Source organism: Arthrobacter sp. CAN_C5 (assembly GCF_017875735.1).
Lineage (GTDB): Bacteria > Actinomycetota > Actinomycetes > Actinomycetales > Micrococcaceae > Arthrobacter_D.
On sequence record NZ_JAGGMZ010000001.1, the window covers coordinates 2,075,311 to 2,098,182 of the forward strand.

18 protein-coding genes and 1 pseudogene are annotated in these 22,872 nt (G+C 66.9%); 11 read left to right on the forward strand and 8 right to left on the reverse strand.

All coding sequences use genetic code 11. The features are described 5' to 3' along the window. Nucleotides 1-169 precede the first annotated feature (169 nt). Entirely contained in the window at nucleotides 170-955 is a 786-nt protein-coding gene (locus H4V95_RS09735; RefSeq protein WP_209730123.1) for a BTAD domain-containing putative transcriptional regulator, read from the forward strand. Between the two features lie 8 nt (nucleotides 956-963). Further along, nucleotides 964-2,004 (forward strand): hypothetical protein, encoded by a 1,041-nt coding sequence (locus H4V95_RS09740; RefSeq protein WP_196866847.1) that lies wholly within the window; start codon nucleotides 964-966, stop codon nucleotides 2,002-2,004. 39 nt (nucleotides 2,005-2,043) lie between these two features. Here H4V95_RS09740 and H4V95_RS09745 read toward each other — a convergent pair whose 3' ends face one another. Together H4V95_RS09745 and H4V95_RS09750 are read right to left on the reverse strand one after the other, a co-directional pair. Further along, entirely contained in the window at nucleotides 2,044-2,274 is a 231-nt protein-coding gene (locus H4V95_RS09745) for a hypothetical protein (RefSeq protein WP_196866846.1), read from the reverse strand. Nucleotides 2,275-2,294: 20 nt separating this feature from the next. Next, nucleotides 2,295-3,506 (reverse strand): S8 family serine peptidase, encoded by a 1,212-nt coding sequence (locus H4V95_RS09750; RefSeq protein WP_209730125.1) that lies wholly within the window; start codon nucleotides 3,504-3,506, stop codon nucleotides 2,295-2,297. A gap of 289 nt (nucleotides 3,507-3,795) precedes the next feature. Between H4V95_RS09750 and H4V95_RS09755 the strand changes: the two genes are divergently transcribed. Both H4V95_RS09755 and H4V95_RS09760 read left to right on the forward strand, forming a co-directional pair. Further along, nucleotides 3,796-4,416, forward strand: a complete 621-nt coding sequence (locus tag H4V95_RS09755) for an L-threonylcarbamoyladenylate synthase (RefSeq protein WP_196866844.1) — start codon at nucleotides 3,796-3,798, stop codon at nucleotides 4,414-4,416. 13 nt (nucleotides 4,417-4,429) lie between these two features. Then, nucleotides 4,430-4,996, forward strand: coding sequence for a GNAT family N-acetyltransferase (locus tag H4V95_RS09760; RefSeq protein ID WP_209730127.1), 567 nt, complete (start codon nucleotides 4,430-4,432; stop codon nucleotides 4,994-4,996). An 18-nt stretch (nucleotides 4,997-5,014) separates the two neighbouring features. Here the strand turns inward: H4V95_RS09760 and H4V95_RS09765 are convergent, their stop codons facing one another. Then, nucleotides 5,015-5,452: a hypothetical protein gene (locus H4V95_RS09765; RefSeq protein ID WP_209730129.1), complete on the reverse strand. Its 438-nt coding sequence runs from the start codon at nucleotides 5,450-5,452 to the stop codon at nucleotides 5,015-5,017. Nucleotides 5,453-5,601: 149 nt separating this feature from the next. On the opposite strand from H4V95_RS09765, the gene H4V95_RS09770 reads away from it, so the two are divergent. Together H4V95_RS09770 and H4V95_RS09775 are read left to right on the forward strand one after the other, a co-directional pair. Then, complete coding sequence (locus tag H4V95_RS09770) at nucleotides 5,602-6,033, forward strand: translesion error-prone DNA polymerase V autoproteolytic subunit (protein WP_312883992.1); 432 nt, start codon at nucleotides 5,602-5,604, stop codon at nucleotides 6,031-6,033. An 8-nt stretch (nucleotides 6,034-6,041) separates the two neighbouring features. Then, nucleotides 6,042-7,385 carry a Y-family DNA polymerase gene (locus H4V95_RS09775; RefSeq protein WP_209730132.1) on the forward strand — a complete coding sequence of 448 codons (1,344 nt, stop codon included), beginning with the start codon at nucleotides 6,042-6,044 and terminating at the stop codon, nucleotides 7,383-7,385. A 95-nt stretch (nucleotides 7,386-7,480) separates the two neighbouring features. Here the strand turns inward: H4V95_RS09775 and H4V95_RS09780 are convergent, their stop codons facing one another. The 4 genes from H4V95_RS09780 to H4V95_RS09795 all read right to left on the reverse strand — a co-directional run bounded on the left by H4V95_RS09780 (nucleotide 7,481) and on the right by H4V95_RS09795 (nucleotide 13,620). Next, complete coding sequence (locus H4V95_RS09780) at nucleotides 7,481-8,167, reverse strand: ATP-binding cassette domain-containing protein (RefSeq protein WP_312883993.1); 687 nt, start codon at nucleotides 8,165-8,167, stop codon at nucleotides 7,481-7,483. Continuing rightward, nucleotides 8,142-10,922 carry a thiol reductant ABC exporter subunit CydD gene (cydD, locus tag H4V95_RS09785; RefSeq protein WP_209730136.1) on the reverse strand — a complete coding sequence of 927 codons (2,781 nt, stop codon included), beginning with the start codon at nucleotides 10,920-10,922 and terminating at the stop codon, nucleotides 8,142-8,144. The genes H4V95_RS09780 and cydD overlap by 26 nt, the downstream gene beginning before the upstream one ends. Beyond that, nucleotides 10,919-11,938, reverse strand: a complete 1,020-nt coding sequence (gene cydB / locus H4V95_RS09790) for a cytochrome d ubiquinol oxidase subunit II (RefSeq protein ID WP_196866839.1) — start codon at nucleotides 11,936-11,938, stop codon at nucleotides 10,919-10,921. Before cydB ends, cydD begins: the two co-directional genes overlap by 4 nt. 86 nt (nucleotides 11,939-12,024) lie before the next feature. Further along, a complete protein-coding gene (locus H4V95_RS09795) occupies nucleotides 12,025-13,620 on the reverse strand; it encodes a cytochrome ubiquinol oxidase subunit I (RefSeq protein WP_209730137.1) in 1,596 nt (531 codons plus the stop codon). 227 nt (nucleotides 13,621-13,847) lie between these two features. On the opposite strand from H4V95_RS09795, the pseudogene H4V95_RS09800 reads away from it, so the two are divergent. The 3 genes and pseudogenes from H4V95_RS09800 to H4V95_RS09810 all read left to right on the forward strand — a co-directional run bounded on the left by H4V95_RS09800 (nucleotide 13,848) and on the right by H4V95_RS09810 (nucleotide 17,799). Continuing rightward, nucleotides 13,848-14,542 (forward strand): annotated as a pseudogene (locus tag H4V95_RS09800) (response regulator transcription factor). 2 nt (nucleotides 14,543-14,544) lie between these two features. Then, nucleotides 14,545-17,208 carry a DUF4153 domain-containing protein gene (locus H4V95_RS09805; protein ID WP_245345642.1) on the forward strand — a complete coding sequence of 888 codons (2,664 nt, stop codon included), beginning with the start codon at nucleotides 14,545-14,547 and terminating at the stop codon, nucleotides 17,206-17,208. 171 nt (nucleotides 17,209-17,379) lie between these two features. Next, complete coding sequence (locus H4V95_RS09810) at nucleotides 17,380-17,799, forward strand: pyridoxamine 5'-phosphate oxidase family protein (protein WP_312883994.1); 420 nt, start codon at nucleotides 17,380-17,382, stop codon at nucleotides 17,797-17,799. Here the strand turns inward: H4V95_RS09810 and H4V95_RS09815 are convergent. After that, nucleotides 17,744-19,660 (reverse strand): heavy metal translocating P-type ATPase, encoded by a 1,917-nt coding sequence (locus tag H4V95_RS09815; RefSeq protein WP_209730143.1) that lies wholly within the window; start codon nucleotides 19,658-19,660, stop codon nucleotides 17,744-17,746. The genes H4V95_RS09810 and H4V95_RS09815 overlap by 56 nt on opposite strands. A 187-nt stretch (nucleotides 19,661-19,847) precedes the next feature. Between H4V95_RS09815 and H4V95_RS09820 the strand changes: the two genes are divergently transcribed. After that, entirely contained in the window at nucleotides 19,848-21,356 is a 1,509-nt protein-coding gene (locus H4V95_RS09820; RefSeq protein ID WP_209730145.1) for a DUF4389 domain-containing protein, read from the forward strand. Between the two features lie 71 nt (nucleotides 21,357-21,427). Further along, the gene (gene nhaA, locus H4V95_RS09825; RefSeq protein ID WP_196866832.1) at nucleotides 21,428-22,843 is read left to right on the forward strand and encodes a Na+/H+ antiporter NhaA; all 1,416 of its coding nucleotides are present in this window, start codon (nucleotides 21,428-21,430) and stop codon (nucleotides 22,841-22,843) included. The last annotated feature ends 29 nt before the right edge of the window (nucleotides 22,844-22,872 follow it).

Genomic DNA, 22,872 nt, shown 5'->3' on the forward strand with positions numbered 1-22,872 from the left:
CGGGGCCCGGGAATCCGCCGTCGATACGGGGGTAATCCTCTACGGGTGAACTTTCTTCTGAGGCATTGACAAGGTTCTGCTGCCTGAGGATGCTAGCACTGACAGCGGTCAACCGTTTCAGCGGATAGGGGACGCCTCTCCCCGATGAAGCAGGAAGTGGGGACGGGGCATGTCATTGAACACTCCGGTCCAGTGGAACTTGAAAATGTTGGGGTACTGGTGCCTTGAACGGGATCACCAGCCTCTCACCGTGGCCTTCCGGCAGCAGCGCCTGATCGCGGCCCTCGCGCTCCGCGGTGGTCGACGACGAAGCTATATTGCTGGCCTCCTGTGGCCCAACCGGACCGATGCCCAGGCCTCGGGAAGCCTGCGTGCCTGCCTGTGGAACATTGCACACCAGCTTCCCGGGCTGCTCCACCCCGTCAGCGACACGCTGGCCCTTGCACCCGGGATTACCATCGACGTCGACGAGCTCCGGGGCACGATAAGCCTCGTGGACACGGGCGCCTCCGTGCCGCAGGAATTTACCGCGGAGCTGCGGGCCGCCGACCTGCTGCCAGGGTGGGACGAGGACTGGCTGCTTCCCGACCAGGACCGGGTCTTCCGACAGCGCCTTGCCGCCCTGGAAACCCTCGCCGAAACGTATTTGGCTGGGGGGCAGCTGCCGGCAGCCCTCGATGCCGCCACCGCAGCAGTGGCGCTCGACCCGCTGCTGGAAAGCGCTCAGCGCTCTCTGCTGCGCATCCACCTGGCGGCCGGAAACAACGGGTCGGCGATGCGCAGCTACCGCACCTACCTGGCGACCCTGCAGCAGGAATGCGGAGTATGCCCGTCGGCGCGGATCACCGAACTGATCAGGCCGTTGCTGCAGGGCCAGGAGCGTGGGGGCCAGGAACAGACCCTGCGGGGTCCGGTACCCGGCTACCGTGTCAGCCTGCACCCGTCCTTTGAGTAGGTGGAGTCATGTCCGAGCCCAGCTCCTCCCAACCACTCATGCCACCCCCACTGGGACCGCCAACCAACCGCACCTGGCGGGAACAGTCGATCACCACCGCCGCCCAGCTGAGGACCCTCGCCGAATGGGTCAGTCTGACGGACCCGCCCGTCGGGCTGAGTTCGGGCCAGGCCAGCGCGAAGACAGCCCTCGATCGCGCAATTCTGTGGCATCTGAACGCGGCCACAGACGTGGCATCCGAACGGTCACCCGCCATCCAGACCTCCTTCAACGGGGCGGTGGTGGAACGGGTCCTCAGCCAGCTGGATGCCGCGCAGGTGGCGCTGCTGCTCAGGGCACCGCTGAGTTACGTCCAGTCGCAGCTGCCCGGCATCCAGGCCCACGCCCGGCAGCACCTGCCCCGGCTGGATCCGCACCGGGTCGCCGTCGAAAAGGTGGTGAAGGCCGCAGCAGCAGCCCCTCTGGACGAGTCGGGGCGGATGACGTTAGTGGCCGCGTTCAGGGCGTCCTGCCTGGAATCCCGGGAGGAGTTTTCCCGCGTCCGCAGCTTCCGCAACGTGCTCTTCATGGGTGCCCTGGTCCTGGCAATCCTCGCCGCGGCGCTCGCCGTCGCCGGCTGGTTCCGCCCCGAGGAACTGCGGTTGTGCTTCGAGCCTGCCGGGGAATCTGTCTGCCCCACCGGCGAGCGCCCCCGACCGTGGGACGTCTTCTTCATTGAAGCGTTCGGGCTGATTGCGGCAGCGGTTTCCGGTGCCGCTTCGCTCCGGCACGTGCGCGGGACTTCCACGCCGTACGGACTGCCCATCGCCCTCGCCATCCTCAAGCTGCCGGCGGGTGCGCTGACCGCGGTCCTGGGCCTGCAGCTGATGCGCGGCGGGTTTGTCCCGGGCCTCAGCGACCTGGACAATCCGGCCCAGATTGTCGCCTGGGCCATCACCTTCGGCGCGGCCCAGCAACTGTTCACCGGGTTGGTGGACCGGCAGGCACAGACGGTGCTCGACGACGTCGGCGGCAAGACGGGGACAACCGCCGACGGGAACGGTCCCTAGCGCGGCAGCTGGCTGGTGTTGCTGCCGGGCAGGTCGGAGCTACTGGATGTCGCTGTCCGGCGGAGGCAGCACGAACCGTACCTCCCCGTCCACTGAGGACACTCCCTCGACAGCCTCCAACTCCGACCGGCGGTCGTCCGGTGCGGAACCGGTGATCATGCCGACGGTTTCCAGGACCCGATCGATCTCCAGCCCGCAGGACCGCAACCGTTCAGCGACCTCCTGGATTTCTGACCGGTGCGAGTCCCGCACGGTGACAGTGAAGTTCACCTGTCCTCCTTCAGTCGTAGCTAGTCCTGCGGCGCCAACACGAGGCCTGAACCGACGTCGACGGAGGGCAGCAGGAGGCGCTGGCTCTCCTGCGCCAGCGCCGACCACAGTTCCCGCCCCCGGTAGCCCGTAGCCTGAGCCCAGAGCGCGGCGACGCCGGCCGCGTGCGGCGTCGCCATCGACGTCCCGCTGATGCTCCGGTACCTCCCTGGCATCAGCCAGGACGAGTTCACCTGGAATCCGGGGCCGGCCACGTCCACCTGTCCCCCGCGGACCGGTAACGTCCGGGCCGAGAAGAACGCCATCTCAAGCTGCTGGTCCAACGCTCCGACCGCCAGGATGAACGGACTGTTGGCTGGAGCGCCCACAAATCCGTAGTCGTTCTGCCGCCGGTCGGCGTTGTTTCCGGCCGCCGCGATGATCAGTGACCCCTGATCCAGTGCCCGCCGGCCGACCGCTGTGTAGGGCGGGTGGACCTGCGCGATGTCGGCTCCGAGGGACATGGAGATCACTGCACACTCGTTGGCCATCGCCCAGTCGATGCCGGCGATGATGCCACCGTCGCTGCCCGACCCCGAATCTCCCAGGACCTTCCCGGCGAAGATATCCGCTTCGAATGCGACCCCGTACGCCGGGCCCTCCTCCGGCGACCGCGGTCCACAGGACGTGCCGATGCAGTGGGTCCCATGGCCGTGGCCGTCCTGGGAGGTTTCACCCGGCACGAACGATTCGGTGGTGATTTGTCGTCCGGCGAAATCAGGATGGCTGGAGTCGAAGCCCGTGTCCAGGACCGCCACCCGGATGCCCGCTCCACTCCACGGCGAGGTGTCGGCGGCTACCGCCTGGAGACCCCAGGTCAGTTCGCCAGAGTCCTGGAACAGTGTGGAAGGTTCCCCGGGCGACTCGGTCAGCACATGGTGGATCAGCTCGGGCGATACCGAAGCGATCGTGCCCTCCTCGGAAAAGGAGCGCAGCGCCCGTGCCTGCTGCGGATCGGCCGACACCACTGCCACGCCCAGCCGGGAGAACACTGTGGCAGCTGCGCCCTCGGTCTGGTCCGGGGTCGCTGCACGGGACCCGAACTCGCGGGAGTCGGCGATGCTGGCCATCCCTGCGGACCTCAGGAAACCTGGTGCATCCTGTTCCGCGTCGGCGAAGACGACGATGAAACGACCGGTGGTTTCCGGCTCCTGTCCGCGGGAGCGGCTGCCGGAGGACTCAGATTCAATCATTGTGGCACTCTACCTTTGGGGTGCTGGGCGATAAAGCATTCCGGGGAATAACCTTTTCGGGATCAAGCCATGGGGATAGGGTCCCGGGCAATCACCTGACGCACAATCTTCTGGGGCACCGCCAAGGTATCCCCCGCCGCGTTACTTCCGCGTTATCTCACAGTCATTTGCCCCGTGCCGGCGAGCACGAGAAGCGGGCGACGCCCGGGGACGAAACCCTCGCGGGTTTGCTCTCCCAGCGCACCGCGGGATAGGACCCCAGAGCCGCTGCCCGACGTATGCTCTTCGCATGGCCAAATTTTTCGATGTACACCCGCAGGATCCGCAGCCGCGCGCGATCGCCCAGATTGTCGACGTCATCCGGTCCGGCGGGCTGATCGCGTACCCCACCGACTCCTGTTACGCACTGGGCGCACAGCTGGGGAACAAGGACGCACTGGATCGCATCAGGTCCATCCGGAAGCTCGACAGCAAGCACCATTTCACCCTGGTCTGCAAGGATTTCTCCCAGCTGGGACAGTTTGTGCACATCGACAATGACGTGTTCCGCAGCATCAAGGCGGTGACGCCGGGGAGTTACACGTTCATCCTGCCCGCCACCAAGGAAGTGCCACGCCGGCTGCTGCACCCCAAGAAGAAGACCGTGGGCGTCCGTATTCCGGACCACCGGATGGTGCAGGCGCTCCTCGCCGAGCTGGACGAACCGCTGCTGTCGAGCACCCTGCTGCTCCCCGACCAGGAAACGCCGCTGACACAGGGCTGGGAAATCAAGGAAGAGCTCGACCACCAGGTGGACGCCGTCATCGACTCCGGGGACTGCGGTGCCGAGCCGACCACCGTCATTGATTACTCCAGCGGCGTCGCTGAGGTGGTCCGGCACGGGATGGGTGACCCCTCCCGCTTCGAGTGAAAGTGAGCTGATCATGCCGCACGCCGTCCGTCCGCTCGACGCTTCGACCTGGGACGCCTTCGCCGAACTGATGGAACGCAACAACGGCGTGTTTGGCGGCTGCTGGTGCATCGGGTTCCATCCGGAAGGTGCCGAACGTGGCCTCGACCACCGCGAGGCTAAAAGGGAACGGGTGTTCTCGGACCGCGCGCACGCGGCGCTGGTCTTCGACGATAACGGCGCCGCGCAGGGCTGGTGCCAGTTTGGCAGTCCCCGTGAGCTGACCCGGATCAAACACCAGCGGGAGTGTCTCAAGGCCGAGCCACCGGTCCCGGACTGGCGGATCACCTGCTTCTACGTCGACAAGAAGCACCGGGGGCAAGGTATTGCCAGGACGGCACTTGAGGGTGCGCTGGACCTGATCGCCCGGCGGGGCGGCGGCCTGGTGGAAGCGATTCCCGAGGTCACGGCCGGCCGGACCGCGCACGGCCACTTCCTGTTCAGTGCCACCGTCGAACTGTTCGAGGACTGCGGCTTTACCCGCCGCCGCCAGGTGGGCAAACACGCCTGGATTGTCGGCCGGGTACTCGACCCCAGGTGAGCCCGACGGCGGCTGGCGTCACCAGTCCTGCCAGCGGCGGTTGCCCTGCAGGGGAATGGCACGGCGGAACGGCCCGCGCTGCTCGTTGTCCTCGGTGGTCCAGGAAATCAGGACCGCCGGCTTCTTGCCCCGCAGGTACCCGCTGAAGGTGGCTTCCCCCGAGGTCTGCATGGTACTCCGCAGGTGCGAGGAGTCGACCGTGAACTGCTCGAACTGCACATCCACCCCCGTGGCCTTGGCTGAACCGGTGTTGGTCAGTACCCAGATGTTGTCCTTCTGCCAGTACACCGCCCAATCGGCTTCCCTCTCCCGCGGCGCCTCGGCGGGTTCCACCACGGGGGTGGGTGCGGCGGCCGGGGTGCGCCGCTTGCGGTCGACCGCGAGCGCCGCCCATCCACCGGCAAAACCAAAGCCCGCCGCGACTCCTGCCAGCACGGGGATCAAGATCCAGTCCATCGCTCGTTTCCTACTTCATTTACAGGCGACAGCCCGGCTGGCCAGTCGCCCCCGTAGCGTTGCCGCGTCCCCGTGAAATCTAGCACCAGCGGGACCGGCAAGTGCTACGCTGATTACGTTCGAAGATACGTTCTACTTAAAGGGATGCTGTGACAGTTGTAGCCCAGATCGCCCCTTTGCAGGGAACCCCGCCCGGGCAGCTCACCGAGGTCAGCCCGGTCTCCGTTCCGGCCGGTTTCCCGTCGCCCGCCCAGGACTATTACGACGGCGGGATCGACCTCAACAAGCACCTCATTAAGGACACCACGTGCACGTTCATCGTGCGAGTCTCCGGGGACAGCATGTCCGGTGCCGGCATCAACGACGGGGACGAACTGATCGTCGACCGCTCCCTCACTCCCCTCCACGGCTCGGTGGTGGTGGCGATCCTCGACGGCGAACTGACGATCAAGCGGTTGCACCTCGGTGCCGCCGGCATCATTCTCAAAGCCGACAACCGGGACTACCCCGACATCACGGTGGCTGAACTCTCCGACCTCACGGTGTGGGGTGTCGTGACCCGCTGCCTCCACTACGTTTAGGCACCACCATGGGTGAACGTCCCACGCGTGCCACCCCGGGCCACCACCCCTCGGCCGCGGCGGCGGGACGGACCGGGACATCCCGGATAGCGCTGGTGGATGTCAATAGCTTCTACGTCAGCTGCGAGCGGGTCTTCGATCCCCGGCTGGCGGGCGTTCCCGTCGTCGTCCTGTCCAACAACGACGGCTGCGTGGTGGCACGCTCCAACGAGGCGAAGGCGCTGGGCATCCCCCTTGGTGAGCCCTGGTTCAAGATCGCGGCGCAGGCACCCGGGTGGGGGATGATCCAGCGGTCCAGCAACTACGAGCTGTACGGCGACCTGAGCGCCCGGGCGATGGAGCTGATGGGACGTTTTGCCGCGTGGCAGGAGGTGTATTCGATCGATGAGTCGTTCCTGGGACTGACGGGGTCACCGCGGGCGTTGCAGGAGCAGGGGACAGCCATCCGGACGGCGATGGCCCTGCATACGGGCCTTCCGGTGTGCGTCGGGATTGCCCCCACCAAGACGCTCGCCAAGTTCGCCAACCGGGTGGCGAAACAGAACCCCGCAATGGGTGGGGTGTGCAACCTGGACCTCATGCCCGACGCCCATATCGACCACATCATGTCCCGGGTACCGGTGACCGGCATCTGGGGGATCGCGGGGAGGCTCGGGAAGCGGCTCAACGCGATCGGGGTCTTCACGATCGCCGACCTTCGCGCCGCGGATCCGGTGCTGATGCGGCGCAAGTTTTCGGTGCTGATGCAGCGGACCATTCTGGAGTTGCGCGGGATCCCCTGCATCGAGCTGGAAACGGAGCGCGCGGACAAACGGCAGATGATCTTCTCGCGGTCCTTCTCGACGCCGGTCACCACGCTCGAGGGCATGCAGCAGGTGATGAGCCTCTATGCCCAGTCAGCCGCCATCCGCCTGTCCCGGGCGAACCAGCTGGCCAAGAGCCTGACGGTCTTCGCGGGGACATCGCCGTTCCACCACACCGCCTCCTCCTTTCCCTCCGTGGCGCTCCGGCTGGCCGCTCCGACAGCCGATCCGGTGCTACTGACCCGCGCCGCCGTCGGTGCCCTTGACGGGCAGTTGGTCGAGGGCGTGCCCTATGCGCGGGCCGGCGTGATGCTCACCGACCTCTCCCCCGCCGGCTACCAGCCGCAGTTCGATACGTTCGTGTCGGTGCACGAGCGACGCAACATCGGGGCACTGCTGGGCCAGGTAACCGACCGGTATGGGGCCACCAGCATTGGACTGGGACGGGCCGGCATCAGCGCCCCGTCCGACTGGACGATGAGCCGCCGCTATTCCTCCCCCCGGTACACCACGGAATGGGACGAACTCGCCATTGTCAGGGCGGGTTAGGTAAAGCGGGCTAGGTAAAGCCAAAGCCCCCGGACAGCGCGGTTCAGTGTCCGCCGATCACCTCGCGGCAGACCTGCTGTTCCCCGGCGCGGCGCTTAGCGAGCGACCGCCGCGAGCGTTCCCTGACTCGTCAGCTCAAGCTCCGTCTCACACCGCGATGCCTCGTCCTGGCTGTGGGTCACCATCACCACGAACTTGTCCGCCAGACCCCGGCGCAGATCGGTCAGCAGTTCGCGGGCGGCCGCAGGGTCCAGGTGCGCGGTGGGTTCGTCGAGCAGCACGACGTCGGCCTGGGTCAGCAGGGCGCGGCCGACGGCGAGGCGCTGCATCTGCCCACCGGACAGCCAGGTTCCACCCGGGCCGACCTGCGTGTCCAGCCCTGCAGGCAGCGTCCTGACGAAGTCCCCCAATCCGGAACGGTCCAGGGCCGCATAAAGGTCGGCGTCGGAGGGTGACGCCGTCGAATCCCGCGCCAGGGCCAGATTGGCCCGGACGCTGGACTGGAACAGGTGCGCCTCCTGCGGGCACCACGCGATCCGCGGCGCACAGGCCCCGCCCGGCTCTCCACTGCCGGTCGGTTCACCATTGCCGGTCGGTTCACCATTGCTGGTCGGTTCACCATTGCTGGTCGGTTCACCATTGCTGGTCGGTTCACCATTGATGAGGTAGCTGCCGGCACTGAGCGGCAAAAACCCAAGGAGCACTCCCAGCAGCGTCGATTTTCCGCTGCCGGAGGGTCCCGTCACCGCCAGCCATTCACCTCGCTGCAGGTCCAGCGACACGCCCAGCGAAGGCGGGGATCGACCGGTCCGGATAGGTGTAGGAGGCATCGCGAAGCTCGAGGGAATCGACCGGTGTCGCGGCCGTCCGCTCGGCCCGGATCTCGGTGGACCCCAGATCGGGCACCACCCGGTCACCGACCGCCCGCCACGCACCGACCTGGTGCACAGCCGTGTTGACCGCGACGAACGGCTCAATCAGGGCCAACTGCATGAGCACGACGACGGCGGCCACGGCCGGGTCCACCCCCGCGGCGGAGCCCACCATGGCCAGGGCGCCCAGCGAACAGGCGAGCACGGTCAACCCGTTGGCCAGCCCCTGCGCCCAGGCGCTTCGGTCAAGCCTGGCCGAGAGTGCCGCCTCCAATCTGGCGACGTCGGCGCGCAGCAGCCCGTCTGCGGCGTTGGCGCTAAGGTCCGGTGCGGCGGCGAACATCCGCGAGGTGGTGTCGAGAATTTCAGCCTTGAGTCCCACCGCGGCGCGGCGCGATGAACGGTCGGCGGCTAGGACCAGGGCAGGCGCCGCCACCAGGCAGAGGGCGAGGAGCACCAACTGCCAGTGCACACCCGCGGGAAGCAGCAGGGCGGTGGTGATGGCTGCGGCCAGAGCGGTGAGGACACCGACCAGCGGCGCGAAGATCGCCCGCGGCGACAGGTCCCGCAGCTCGTCGACGTCGCCGACCAGCTGTTCAAGGACCTTGCCGCCGCGTCCGAGTTTCCGCCACGCGGCAGGACGCTCCAGCAGCCCATTCCACAGCCGCAGCCGCAGCCTGTTGGTGCTTTCGAAAATGGCGTCATGAAGGCGGAGGCGCTCGCAGTAGCGCAGCACCGAGCGCCCAATCCCGAAAAAACGTACTCCCACAATGGCGGTCAGGAGGAAAAGAATCGGGATCTGTTCGGACGCGCGCACGATCATCCACCCCGAGGTGGCGGTCAGCGCCACGGCGAACAGGGTGGCGCCGGTACCGAAGAGCAGGGCGGAGACAAACCGTGGGCGCCACGGTTGGACCATGGCAACGCTGCGGGCCAGGGCAACCTTCCCGGTCCGGGCCGGCGGCCACGTGCCGGGTCGACGGCGCTGGACAGCAGCGCTGGCCGGCAGCGCGGCGATCGCCGGGGTCTCCGGTGGGGGGCCGCCGTCGTCCTGTCCTGCCGATTCGCCCGCGACCGCGATCACCTGGTCGGCCAGCGACACGGTCGCCGGGTTATGGGCAACCAGTAGGACTGTGGTGCGCCCGCGCAGTGCCGCCAGCGCGGTCTCCACGGTCCGGGCGGCGCGGGCATCCAGATGGGAGGTGGGCTCATCCGCCAGCAGCAACGCGACGTCGGCGTGCTCAACCCGGGCGAGCGCCCGCGCTACCGCCACCCGGCGAAGCTCGCCCGGACTCAGGTCGCCGCTCCCGGCGTCCAGCAGATCCAGGGCGTCGAGGTGGGTGAGAGCGCGCACCGCTGCATTCCGCTGTTCGCCCGGACCGGCCAGCCCGGAGTAGAGACCAATTTCTTCGGCAACAGTGGGCATGGTGAGGACCGGGTGTTGCGGAATCCACGCGATCTGCGACCGGGTAATCCCCGTGATGGTGCCGGATACCCGCACACCTGCCCCGTGACCGCGAAGCCCGGCGAGCACTTCCAGCACCGATGTTTTCCCTGTTCCACTGGGTCCGGTGAGGGCGGTGATGGTTCCGCGGGGCAGCGTGAGGTTGAGCCCGTCCACCACCGTTCCCACACGGCGCTCATAGCCGATGGTGAGATCCCTGACCGTGATTGTCGAACGTTGCGTCTGTGGGTCGGTCGAGGGCAGCAGGCTGCGGATGGGCGGGGCGTCGATAACCCGGCGGGATCGTTCCAGCGCGTCGACCCCGTCCTCGCTCGCATGATGAGCAGCACCAAGGTCCCGGAGCGGAGCGAAGCACTCGGGAGCAAGAATGATCGCGAGGAGTCCGATCTCGAGGCTCAGGTCTCCCCCGATGAGCCGGACGCCAATCACCACGGCCACCAGCGCAACCGAGATGGTGGCAATAAGTTCCAGGGCAAGGGAGGAAAGGAACGCGACCCTCAGCGTTTCCATGGTCCGGGTCCGGTACTGCCCGGCGACCTCGCGGAGTGCCCTGGTCTGGCTGCCCGCCCGGCCCAGCCCCACCAGCACGGGCAGTCCGCGGGACAGCTCGAGGAGGTTGTCGGAAAGCCGGTTCAGCGAAGCCGAGGCCTCCCCTACCTTATCCTCCGTGTGCTGCCCGATCAGGATCATGAAGATGGGCACCAGGGGGACGGTCACCACGATGATGGCGGCACTGAGCCAGTCCGCGGCAAGAATACGCGCACCGATCAGCAGAGGGACTACTGCGCAGGTGACCACTGCGGGCAGGTATTTGGTGTAGTAGTTGTCGAGTCCGTCGAGCCCCCGCGTGACCAGGACGCTCAGGGCGCCGGTCCCGGCGTCGGCCGAGGTACCGCTGTCGTTCATCACGCGGGTGGCAATCGCGGTGCGCAGCTCCTCTTTCGATCCCGCAGCGGCCCGCTGCGCCACCGTTTCCTGCCACCAGGTCGCTAACGCGCGGAGGACCGCTCCGGCGACCCCCTGCATCAGGACGGCGGGGAAATCGACGCCCAGGGTGTTCCCGGAAACAGCGAGCGAGGCGACGCCGGTTGCCACCGCCTGGGCGATCAGGACCAGGCCCGCCGCTTTCAGTGCGGCGAGCAGGCCGAGGAGGTAGAGCGCACGTTTACCGGCGGCACCCACCGGCAGCGTTGGCCTCATTGGGCTGTCACGGCGTGGGCGGGCGGGATGTGGCTCCGGCTGACCCGTTTGCGGAAGACCCAGTAGGTCCACCCCTGATAGACCAGCACACCCGGCAGTCCCACCAGCGCGACGACGCTCATCACGGACAGGGTGTACCCGGAGGAGGAGGCGTTGGCGACCGTCAGGTCGAACGCCGCGTCGAGCGTTGAGGGGAGGACCACGGGGAACGCGGCGGTGAAGATGGTGGTGGTTCCCGCGGCAAGGAACGCCGCCATTCCGATGAAGCTCCACCCGTCGCGGCGCCGGCGGGCCATGACCCAGGCAAAGGCCGCGCCCCCGACGGCGAGCATCAGCGTCAGCCAGGTGATGCCCTTGCCACCCGAGGAGTGCACCACTATTGCCCAGACGGCCATCGGCAGCAGCCCCCAGGGCATCCACCGGAGGAATTGCCGCCGTGCACGGGCACGGATCTCGCCGTCGGTCTTGAGCACCAGGAATCCCAGGGCATGGACGAGGCTGAACAGCACTACGGCTGAGCCGCCGAGGACAGCGTAGCCGTTGAACCAGGCGAAGGCCCCGCCCACCCGGTCACCGTTGTCGTTGATGGGCAGGCCCGTCGTCGTCAGCGCCAGGGCCGCTCCGATGCCGAAGGCCGATACCAGCGATCCGAGCGCGATGGCCCAGTCCCACCGGGTGCGCCACGCGTCGTTGTTGCCTTTCCCCCGGTACTCGAAGCCCACGGCACGGAAGATCAACCCCATCAGGACGAGCAGCAGGGGCAGGTAGAGGGCGGAGAACAGTGACGCGTACCAGAGGGGGAAGGCAGCAAAGGTGGCCGCACCGGCCGTGATCAGCCAGACCTCGTTGCCGTCCCAGACCGGCCCGACGGTGTTGAGCAGTACCCGCCGGTCCTGGTCGGTGCGGGCGAAGAGTTTCATCAGCATGCCAACACCCAGATCGAAGCCCTCCAGCAGGAGGTACCCGGTCCAGAGGTACGCGATGATGACGAACCATAGGGTGGGGAGGAATTCCATCTCAGGTCTCCAGTCGATCGATCAGGACCACCGCGTGCGCGGCGGGAAGCACGGGGGCAGTGGACACTTCGGTGGCGGACACCGGGCTAGTACGCGAATGCCAGCACGTCGCCGTCGCCCTTTTTCCGGGAGGGGTCGCCCCCGGAAGTGTCGTCGTCGGGGTCGTCATGCTGCGGCAGGAGCTCGGGCATGGCCGAGGGCACGCCCCCTCGCACGTACTTGACGAGCAGCTTGACCTCGACGACCAGCAAGACGCTGTACACGACCGTGAAGGCGATGAGGGAGATGGCAAGCTCCGCGGCGGAGACGCCGGGCGACACGGCGGCGGCAGTGAACATGAACACGTTGTCGATGCCGCTGGGGTCGGGGTTGGGGGCCACCACAAACGGCTGCCGGCCCATCTCGGTAAAGATCCAGCCAGCGGCGTTGGCACCGAAGGGGGCAAGGATCCCCAGGACCGCGAGCTGCATGATCCGTTTGGATTCCGGGACCGTCCCCCTGCGGGTCAGGAACAGGGCAACCGCCGCCGCGAATGCTGCCACCGCTCCGAAGGTGATCATCATCCGGAAACCCCAGTAGGTCACTTCCATGACGGGCACATAGTCGATTTCCATGCCGGCGCGTTCCCCGTACATCGGATCATCGGGGAGGTGGGTTCCGTACTGTTCCTGGTACTGCGGCACCAGGGAATTGACGCCCTGGACCTCCGTGGCGAAATCCCCGTTGGCCATGAAGGAGAGCATGCCGGGGACCTCGATGACCGCCACGATGTCATCACAGTTCTGGGAGCCGAGGTTGCCGACCGACAGCACGGAGAATCCGGTTCCGTCGTGGCAGGCCGCTTCTGCCGCGGCCATCTTCATCGGCTGCTGTTCGAACATCAGTTTGGCCTGCAGGTCGCCGGTGACGGCGACGCCGGCGAACGACACGACGGCGACGACGGCGCCGATCCGCAGTGAGCGGAGCCAGACCTGGTGGTCGGCGGCGTCCCGGCCCGTGCTCTCGACGCTGCCCACGGTGACCCTGCCATCGGGTCCGACGGTGTCGATGCCGTCGCGGCGGCGCTTCCACAGGTGGTACCAGCTGATGCCGAGCAGGAACCCGCCGGCCACCGAAAACGCACCCAGGATGGTGTGCGGGAATGCGACCAGCAGGGTGTTGTTGGTCAGGACCGCCCAGATGTCCACGAGGACCGGACGTCCGTCCACCATTTCCACTCCTACCGGGTGCTGCATCCAGGAGTTGGCGGCGAGGATGAAGTAGGCCGAGAGGATCGACGCGGTGCTGGCACCCCAGATGGTGGCCAGGTGCAGGTTTTTGGGGAGGCGGTCCCAGCCGAAGATCCAGAGCCCCAGGAAGACTGACTCAACGAAGAATGCGAGCAGCGCCTCCATCGCCAGTGGGGCACCGAAGACGTCGCCGACGAACCGCGAATACTCGCTCCACGCCATGCCGAACTGGAATTCCTGCACCAGCCCGGTGGCTACCCCCATGATGAAGTTGATGAGGAACAGCTTTCCCCAGAACTTGGTCATTCTCAGGTACTGCGCCTTGCCGGTGCGGACCCACATGGTTTGCATGATGGCCACCAGCAACCCCAACCCGATGGTGAGGGGCACCATCAGAAAGTGGTACACGGTGGTGATACCGAATTGCCATCGGGCAAGCTCCAGGGCTTCCATACGACTTCCTTTGAACCTTTCAGGGCGGACGCCCTCCGATCCAGGGTTTCCACACAGAGGTCCACTATTGTGGTTTCTACGCTGCGTAGAAAAGCTGACTTCTACACAGTGTAGAACAGCTGGTTGACCGTCGCGAAACCGGCGGGCAATCCCGCGTCCGAGAGCTTCACAGGTTCTCCACATGTCATCCCAACCGTGTCCAGATTCGCGCTTGTAGGCTCAGGACCATGACAAACGGCAGCGGACCAGCCCACACAGTGTTGATCGTCGAAGATGATCCGACCATCAACCAGGCGCTCGCCGACCGGCTGGCGGCCGAAGGGTTCAGGACCGTCAGCGCCTTCGACGGGCCGGGGGCCCTCACCGCGTACACCGAGCATGATCCGCAGCTGGTCATTCTCGACGTTATGCTTCCGGGCTACGACGGACTCGAGGTGTGCCGACGGATCCAGGCCCTTCGGCCCATCCCCGTCCTGATGCTCACCGCGAAGGTCGAGGAGACCGACCTGTTGATCGGCCTGGGCGTCGGCGCCGACGACTACGTGCTCAAGCCGTTCCGCATGCGGGAGGTGGTCGCCCGGGTCCGGGCCCTCCTGAGGCGGGTTGACCGGGCTGCCCAGTTGGCCGTCGTCAGGGATCCGAAGGTGACGGTCGGTGACCTGGTCCTGCACCGCGACACCCGGAGAGTGCAGCTCGCCGCCGTGGACATCCATCTCACCCCCTCGAGTTCGACCTCCTCGCGATGCTCGCCGAGCAGGTGGGGACCGTCCGGACCCGGGAAGCCCTCATGACCGAGGTCTGGGGCTGGGCGGACGCCCGCGGCACCCGCACCCTCGACAGCCATGTGAAATCCCTGCGCGCCAAGGTGGGGGCCACCCGGGTCCGCACCGTGCACGGCGTCGGCTACGCGTTGGAGCAGTGACGATGCCGGCCAGTCCCCTGCGCCCCCGCCGGCCGCTGGACCCGGTGGCGTCCATCAAGGTCAAGATCGGCCTTCTGGTGGCGCTGAGCATCATCGCCGCGGTAGTGGTCCTGCAGGTAGGCATCCGGGCGGGCGTGCCAGGCTGGCTGACCCTGCCCGCCACGCTTGCCGCGGCCCTCGGGATGACCCAGTGGTTGGCGCGCGGGATGACGTCCCCGCTGCGGGAAATGACACGGGCAGCCGGCCGGATGGCCACCGGTGACTATTCGGCCCGCGTCACCGCCACCTCAGCCGATGAGGTGGGGATCCTGGCCCGGGCGTTCAATACCATGGCGACGGATCTCGCCACTGATGAGCAGCAGCGCCGGCAACTGATCGCCACGGTGTCCCACGAACTCCGCACACCCCTCGCGGCGCAGCGGGCCCTCCTCGAGAATCTGGTCGATGGGGTGGTCAAACCCGACGACGCCGTCCTGCAATCGGCGCTCGCCCAATCCGAGCGGCTCAGCAGGCTGGTCACCGACCTCCTCGATGTCAGCCGGGTCGACGGCGGCGCGACCTCACTTGACCTGGCGCCCGTCCGGGTGACTGACCTCCTTGACCAGGCGGTCAGCGAGGCAACGGTGGGTGGGAGAGCAGTCCGGTTGACGACCGAGGTTGAACCGGCCGGCCTGGTGGTGACCGCCGACGCCGCGCGCCTGGCACAGGTCGTGTCCAACCTCCTTGACAACGCTGTACGGCACAGCCCCACCAACGGAACGGTCACCCTCCGCGCTGCCCTTGAGGAGGATGACTCCTGGTCCCTGGCGGTCACCGACGAGGGACCGGGGATACCGGTGGAGCAGGCGCAGCGGGTCTTCACCCGCTTCGGCGTCGGTGACGACAGCAGCGGCGGCACCGGCCTGGGCCTCGCCATCGCCAGCTGGATCGCCCAACTGCATGGCGGGTCTATCGCTGCTCTCCCCGCCGCACCCGGAGCAGCGGGGGCCCGGGTGGTGGCCCAGTTCCCCCGCACCCCCAGCCCTCGCCCCGAGGAGCAGGGCTCGGTCACCTCCGCGTCAACGCCGCCGACCCCCAGCGCCGCTGCAGCGCACACCACTGCGACCACCCCCGAGGAGACTGCCGTGAACCCTGTTGGCCACCCACACCCCATCCCACCGGCGGGGTCGCCAGCTACGGCGGCGGCGGACCCACCCGCGTCCGTCCCTCCTGAGGCGGTGGTGGACCGGTTCTGGCCGGAACGCAGGTTGCTGACCGCACCGCTGCCGGTCTACGCATCGCTTGCGATCGGCGCGCTGGCCGCCGTCGTCCTGCCCAACCGCCACCTGGGCCTCGGCACCCTGCTGGTTCTGCTGGTTTCTGGCGGGCTGGTGCTGGCCCTGTCGATCCACCGCCGCCGCTCATGGACGGGACTGGCAGCGGTGCTCTGCCTGGGACTGGCGTCACTTGTTGTGCTGCGCGACGCCGAATGGCTGGCGGTGCTGGCCGTCCTGGCGGCGGGGATCCTCGTCACCACCAGCGTGACTGATGCGAGACGCTTCCTGCCCATGTGCGCCAGCGGCGCCGCCTGGGTGCTGAGCGGGATTCGGGGCCTTCCACTGCTGGGCCGCACCATGGCGGCCACCACCAGCCGCCGCGCGCTCTGGCCGATGCTGCGGACCGCTGCGATCTCGCTGGTCGCGCTGGTCGTCTTTGGTGGCCTATTCGCCTCCGGAGACGCGGTCTTCGGCTCCTGGGTGCAGACACTTCTCCCCGACGTGCAGGTTGCGGATACCCTCGTGCTGCGCGCTTTCGTCTGGTTCGTCGTCGGCGGAGTGGTCCTCGCCGCCTGCTACCTGGCCCTCAACCCGCCCCTGGTGGAGAAGTCCGCCCTGGGACCCGGGCAAGCGGTCACCCGGCCGTGGGAATGGCTGGTTCCGGTCGGTGTGGTCGTCGCCGTGTTCCTGACGTTCGTCGTCGCGCAGGCCTCGGTGATGTGGGGAGGCCACGCGTTTGTGCGGAGCACCACCGGTGTGAGCTATGCGGATTACGTCCACCAGGGTTTCGCCCAGCTGACGATCGCCACGGCGCTGACCCTGGCCACCATTGCGCTCGCCGTCCGCAAAGCCCCCCAGACCACCGTCCGGGACCGGCTCCTGCTGCGCGTCATGCTGGGCACGTTGTCGGTTCTCACCCTGGTGGTCGTGGCGTCGGCTCTCTACCGCATGTCCGTTTACCAGGAGGCCTACGGCTTCACGGTGCTGCGGGTGCTCGTGGACGCGTTCGAGGTGTGGCTTGGTGTCCTCGTGGTGCTGGTGATGATCGCCGGGGTGCGCTTATCCGGACGCTGGCTCCCCCGGGCCGCGCTGGCGACCGGTACCGCACTGGTGCTCGCCCTTGGTCTGGCCAACCCGGAGGCGTGGGTGGCGGAACAGAATATCCAGCGGTACGAGCTCACCGGCAAACTGGATGTTGCCTACCTCGCCACGCTCGGCGCCGACGCCATTCCAGCGATTACTGGGGGGCTGCCCAGGGAGGTGGCGCAGTGTGTGGTGGCGCTGCAGCCGGCCACCGGGACGACCGATGACTGGCAGGGCTGGAACCTTGGCCGGGCCTGCGCTGCTGCCGCTGTTGAGCCGCTTCGGGTGAATCCTCCGGCGACCTGCGAGGAACGGATCGGTCATTGACGCGGACTTCCCCTGGGGAATCGATCGCCACCCCTGCGGTAGCCATCGTTTGCGGCAGGAATCCCCTGATTCGTGCCCTTCGGCCCTAGTGTGTGCCTGCACTCGGGCGCACGCTGGAAGCCCTAATCGCTAACCCGGTGTACCGGATAGCTGTCAAAGGAGACCACTGTGGTGAATGACGATCGACCCGGAACTGTCCTCTCCGCCGAAGACTCCTGGCGGGTCCTCGAACGCAACCAGCATGGCCGGTTGGCGGTGAGCGTCCTCGGCGCGCCCGACATCTATCCGATCAACTTCCTGGCCCACGACAACCGTCTCCTCTTCCGGACCAACCCCGGCACCAAGCTCGCGGAACTCACCGTGAACAACCGGGTGGCCTTCGAGGTGGACGAAATCGACGAGGCAGAAGCCCGGAGCGTGGTGGTCAAGGGGGTGGCACGGGTGATCGATACCCAGTCCGAGGTAGACGTCGTCGATCAGCTACCTCTCAAGCCCTGGACCGGCACCCGAAAGTACACCTACGTCGAGATCGTCCCTACAACGGTCCACGGTCGCCACTTTGAATTGGGCGGGGAGCCGGACCGCTACTGACCCGTGACCCTTTCATCCGTGGGGTCCGCGCCGATCGTCCGCCTCCGAGCGCCCTCAGTGCGTTCAGGATCGCCGCGAGATCGACCAATTCCTGGAGCAGCGCCCCGGTCACTGCGGGGATGGTTCCGAACATTGCCGCAACCATCAGCCCCACGCTGAGGATGATCCCGGTCCAGATGCTGGTGCGCGCAACCCGGATGGTGTGCTGACCGATCTCCACCGCGGTGGCGACCAGGGACAGATCATCCACCAGGAGCACCGCATCCGCCGATTCACTTGCCGCGGTTGCGCCCTTAGCGCCCATCGCGATGCCCACGTCGGCCGAAGCGAGGACAGGCGCGTCGTTCACGCCATCCCCCACCATCAGCACCGGGCGCAACGGAAGCGACGCAACCACCCGCACCTTGTCGCCCGGCAGACAATCGGCGACCACCCGCGTGATCGCCGCCTCCCTGGCAATATGTTCAGCGGTCAGCGAGGTGTCCCCCGTCAGGAGTACCGTTTCAGTCACCCCAAGCCGGACCAAATCGGCCAGGGTGTCGGCGGCATTCAGCCGCAGCGGGTCACTCATGATCAGTGACCCTACGAACACCCCATCGACTCCCACATAGATGCCAAGCTGTCCGCCGTGGAGGGACGCCAGCTCGAACCCCGTGGTGCGGGAACGCACGAAGCCGGGCTTGCCAACAACCACTGTGCCGGCGCTGCACACTGCGCTCACGCCTTCGGTGGCGTGTTCACTCGCGTTCGCCGCGGGCAGGAGAATCAGCCCGCGTGCCGCAGCCGCGTCAATGACCGACCCCGCCAATACGTGCGAGGAGTACTGTTCAGCAGAGGCCGCCAGTTGCAGGACCCGATCGGGGGTCATTGCGGGCGAAGCCCCACCCGCAACCTGCACGAGGGACAACGTGGGACGCCCCGACGTGAGTGTGCCGGTTTTGTCGAAGACCGCGGTCCGGACCCTGCTCAGTTGCTCCAACGTTCCCGCGTTCTTGATGATGATGCCGGCGCGGGCGGCCCTGCTCGTGCCGGCGAGGAAAGCGACCGGCGCGGCGATCAGCAGGGGGCAGGGAGTGGCCACCACCAGCACCTGGGCGAAGCGGCCCGGGTCCTGGCTGACGAACCAGGCCAGCGCGGCCAGCAGGAACGCGAAGGCGGTGAAAGGCACCGCGTACCGGTCGGCCATCCTCACCATCGGCGCGCGGCTGGCCGATGCTTCCCGGACCAGCGCCACAATCTGGCTGTACTGAGACTCGGCGGCGGTCGCCGTCGCGACCATCCGCACCGCCTCAGCCCCGTTGACCGTCCCACTGAGCAGCGCTTCGCCCACCACCCGATCCACTGGCAGGCTCTCGCCGGTGAGGGCCGCCTCATCGAAGGTCCCGGCGTCCGACAGCAGGGTGCCGTCCACCGGCACCAGTTCAGCGGGCTTCACCACCAGGACGTCCCCGGGGAGGACAGCCTCCACGAGGATTTCTTCGGGCGGTCCGCCTTCAAGCTCGCGATGCGCGACCCGTGGCGAACGCTCAAGGAGCGCCCGCAGTTCTCTCGTTGCCCTGCCCTGGGCAAAGTCCTCCAGGGCCTGTCCCCCGGTCAGCATCAGCACGATGATCAGCGACGCAACATATTCGCCCACCGCGACCGTGGCGCCGATGGCGGCGACTGCCAACAGGTCGATGCCGAGCCGACCCTGCAGCAGTCCTTTGATCATCGACGCGGAACGGTACACCGCTATCGCCAGGGCAAAACCACTCGCGAGCAGCTGCGCCGCACCTGGCTGGCCAAGGAAAAGCAGCACTGCGGTGCACGCGCCAACAATCACAGTGGTGGTGACCAGAGGGAACCGGCTGACAAGGCGCATTGACTCATCTGACCCGACCAGTGTTGCAGCCCGGAAGTGCCTTTCGACCCCAATCTGAAGAGCACACCCCGAAGCTGGCGCTGTGCGGCCAGAAGGTGACTTTTGGCCCTACCAGCACCAGTCTGGCCACAGCATCCTTGGCAGGACAGCGGGGTGGGTGCCGCCGCCCGACAGGAGGGACGTTTCCATGAACAGGGCCGGCTCCATTGCAATGCTCATCATCGGGATCGTCCTGTCGCTCATTGGCGTATCACTGGCCGCGGGCGGCCTGGCCGTGGCAGTCCTGGCGTCCGATCAGCGCGATGACGGCTACTTCACCTCCCCCACGGAGCGTTACGCCGTCGCCTCCCATGCCCTCGTGTCGCCGCGCCTGGAAGCCTTCGGTGAGGGAACCGCAGAGCGGCTACCGTTTGACGTCGGCACCCTCAGGATCCGCGTCACCGCATCGGATCCATCGGACGAGATCTTCATCGGCCTGGCCCCGCAGGACGCAGTGGACGACTACCTGGAGGGGGTGGACCGGACCGTATTGCGCGACGTGGATTTCAACCCATTCCGACCCGTGTACCGCAACATTTCGGGGTCATCCACTCCCGGCACACCGGATTCCCAGGAGTTCTGGGCTGCCGCAGCCTCGGGACCCGGCGAGCAGGAAATCACCTGGAACATCGCCGCGGGTGACTGGACAGTGGTGGTGATGAACGCCGATGCCTCCCCCGGAATCTCCGCCGACCTGCAGGCAGGCTTCCGCTCCGAGCTGATCCAACCGGCTGGCACCGCCATCCTCCTCATCGGGCTCGTGACACTCGCGATCGGTGTCCCGCTCGTGGTTCTCGGCGCCGTCGGTTTGGGGCGTGCCGCCCACGAACCAGGCCAGCCCACGTCGACGGCACCCGTTCCGCCTGCCCCGGCGTCCTCCGATCAGGGCAGTGAATCGATTCCCGCCCCGGCGGCCACCGGGTTGGCAACTTCCGCCCTGACGCCGCCGCCCTACCCCGCCCAACTCATCGGCCGCCTGGACCCGGGGCTCTCCCGATGGCTGTGGCTGGTGAAATGGTTCCTGGCGATACCCCACTATTTTGTTCTGTTCTTTTTGTGGTTCGCCTTCGCGGTGACCACCATCGTCGCCTGGTTCGCCATCCTCTTCACCGGCCGCTACCCGCGCTCACTCTTCAACTTCAATGTGGGCGTCATCCGCTGGAATTGGCGGGTGGCCTTCTATGCCTACGCCGCCGCCGGCACTGACCGGTATCCGCCCTTTACCCTGGCGCGCGCCGACTACCCTGCCGACGTCGTCGTCGAGTACCCGGAACGGCTCTCCCGCGGCCTCGTGCTGATCAAGTCCTGGCTCCTCCTCATCCCCCATCTGCTCTTCGTGGCGGCAATCACCGGGTCCGCCACCTGGGGATGGCAGGTGCAGCGGGGCGAGTATGACGGCACCGGTGGGCTGTCGCTGCTGGGGCTGCTGGTACTGATCGCGGTCGTGACGCTGCTGTTCACGGGAAGCTACCCGCGCCCTCTCTTCGCCTTCATCCTGGGGCTGAACCGGTGGACCACCAGGGTGTTGGTGTACGGGGCACTGATGCGCGACGAGTACCCGCCGTTCCGGCTGGATCAGGACACCGACGATTTCCTGAGCCACGGGGCCGCGCCGCCGGGCAGTCCGGCTGAACCCGAACCCTCGTCGGGCCGGTAGACTGGAAAAAAGGTGAGCCGGGAAGACTGGTCGGCAGTAAATTTGGCGACCCCAATCCAGGAGACTTCTTCATGGCAGAACGATCAACCGAGCCCAAGCCGAAATCAGGCGTACTCGGCCGCGGTACCTATTCCGAATCGCTGCGAGTCGGTGAGATTCTCCGCAAGGAGACCGTTGGCGGCATCCTGCTGGTGATCACCGCGGCTGCCGCAATCATCTGGGCCAACTCCCCCGCGTCCGACAGCTACTTCGCCTTGCGGGACTTCACCTTCGGGTACGAGCCGTGGCACCTGGAACTGAGCCTGGGCGCGTGGGCCGCTGACGGCCTACTCGCGATCTTCTTCTTCCTGGTGGGCCTCGAACTCAAACGCGAGTTCGTTGCGGGCGACCTGCGCAATCCCGCCAAAGCGATCGTCCCTGTCGCGGCTGCGATAGGCGGCGTCGTAGTCCCCGCCCTGGTGTACGTGGGCATCAACATCTTCAGCCCCGATACTTTGCGTGGCTGGGCCATTCCCACGGCGACCGACATCGCTTTCGCCGTCGCGGTCCTCGCCATCGTCGGTTCACATTTGCCGAGCGCGCTGCGGATCTTCCTCCTCACGCTCGCAGTGGTCGACGACCTGATTGCCATCTCCATCATTGCGATCTTCTACTCCGACGACATCCAGGTCACTCCCCTGCTCCTGGCCCTGATCCCGCTGGCCCTGTACACGATCCTGGCGCAGAAATACCGCCAGTTCTTCCATCTGAAACCTGCTGCCGCCTGGTTCATCCTGCTGCCAATCGGGTTTGTGGTGTGGGCGCTGGTCCACGCTGGTGGGATCCACGCGACCGTGGCGGGCGTCCTCCTCGGATTCGCTGTTCCCGTTCTGCACCGCAAGGCCGTCGCCGGACCGGATGCCGGGCCGGGACTCGCTGAGCTCTTCGAACACCGCATCCGCCCGCTGTCGGCTGGGTTCGCTGTCCCGGTTTTCGCCTTCTTCTCAGCCGGCGTGACCGTCGGCGGCTGGAGCGGCTTCGTTTCGGCGGTCACCGACCCCGTTGCACTGGGCATCATCCTCGGCCTGGTGCTGGGCAAGCCGATCGGCATTGTGGGCACCACCTGGCTCCTCACGAAGCTCACCAAGGTGAACCTGGACCCCGCGCTGCGCTGGGTGGACCTGGTTGGGGTGGCGCTGCTGGCCGGCATTGGTTTCACCGTCTCCCTCCTGATTGCCGACCTCAGTTTCACGCCCGATGGCACCACCAATGATCACGCCAAGGTGGGAATCCTGATGGCGTCCATCCTGGCCGCGCTCATTGCCTCAGTGATCCTCAAGGCCCGCAACAAGCACTACCGCACGATCGAAGCTGAGGAGAGCGTCGACGACGACGGCGACGGGATCCCCGATGTCTACCAGGAACCGGGAAACCCCGCGGACGAAACAATCACCGCGCCGGACCCCGATGACGCCGTGCCGGGAGCCGACGCCCAGGGACCACGCTGACACCAGCAGAACTGAAAGAACGAGAAAGA

What these genes read in the sequence shown, in the direction of transcription:
- H4V95_RS09735 (WP_209730123.1), top strand. Translation starts at nt 170, where the DNA reads ATGTCATTGAACACTCCGGTCCAGTGGAACTTGAAAATGTTGGGGTAC.
- H4V95_RS09740 (WP_196866847.1), top strand. Translation starts at nt 964, where the DNA reads ATGTCCGAGCCCAGCTCCTCCCAACCACTCATGCCACCCCCACTGGGA.
- H4V95_RS09750 (WP_209730125.1), bottom strand. Translation starts at nt 3,506, where the DNA reads ATGATTGAATCTGAGTCCTCCGGCAGCCGCTCCCGCGGACAGGAGCCG.
- H4V95_RS09755 (WP_196866844.1), top strand. Translation starts at nt 3,796, where the DNA reads ATGGCCAAATTTTTCGATGTACACCCGCAGGATCCGCAGCCGCGCGCG.
- H4V95_RS09760 (WP_209730127.1), top strand. Translation starts at nt 4,430, where the DNA reads ATGCCGCACGCCGTCCGTCCGCTCGACGCTTCGACCTGGGACGCCTTC.
- H4V95_RS09765 (WP_209730129.1), bottom strand. Translation starts at nt 5,452, where the DNA reads ATGGACTGGATCTTGATCCCCGTGCTGGCAGGAGTCGCGGCGGGCTTT.
- H4V95_RS09775 (WP_209730132.1), top strand. Translation starts at nt 6,042, where the DNA reads ATGGGTGAACGTCCCACGCGTGCCACCCCGGGCCACCACCCCTCGGCC.
- cydD (WP_209730136.1), bottom strand. Translation starts at nt 10,922, where the DNA reads ATGAGGCCAACGCTGCCGGTGGGTGCCGCCGGTAAACGTGCGCTCTAC.
- cydB (WP_196866839.1), bottom strand. Translation starts at nt 11,938, where the DNA reads ATGGAATTCCTCCCCACCCTATGGTTCGTCATCATCGCGTACCTCTGG.
- H4V95_RS09795 (WP_209730137.1), bottom strand. Translation starts at nt 13,620, where the DNA reads ATGGAAGCCCTGGAGCTTGCCCGATGGCAATTCGGTATCACCACCGTG.
- H4V95_RS09805 (WP_245345642.1), top strand. Translation starts at nt 14,545, where the DNA reads ATGCCGGCCAGTCCCCTGCGCCCCCGCCGGCCGCTGGACCCGGTGGCG.
- H4V95_RS09815 (WP_209730143.1), bottom strand. Translation starts at nt 19,660, where the DNA reads ATGCGCCTTGTCAGCCGGTTCCCTCTGGTCACCACCACTGTGATTGTT.
- H4V95_RS09820 (WP_209730145.1), top strand. Translation starts at nt 19,848, where the DNA reads ATGAACAGGGCCGGCTCCATTGCAATGCTCATCATCGGGATCGTCCTG.
- nhaA (WP_196866832.1), top strand. Translation starts at nt 21,428, where the DNA reads ATGGCAGAACGATCAACCGAGCCCAAGCCGAAATCAGGCGTACTCGGC.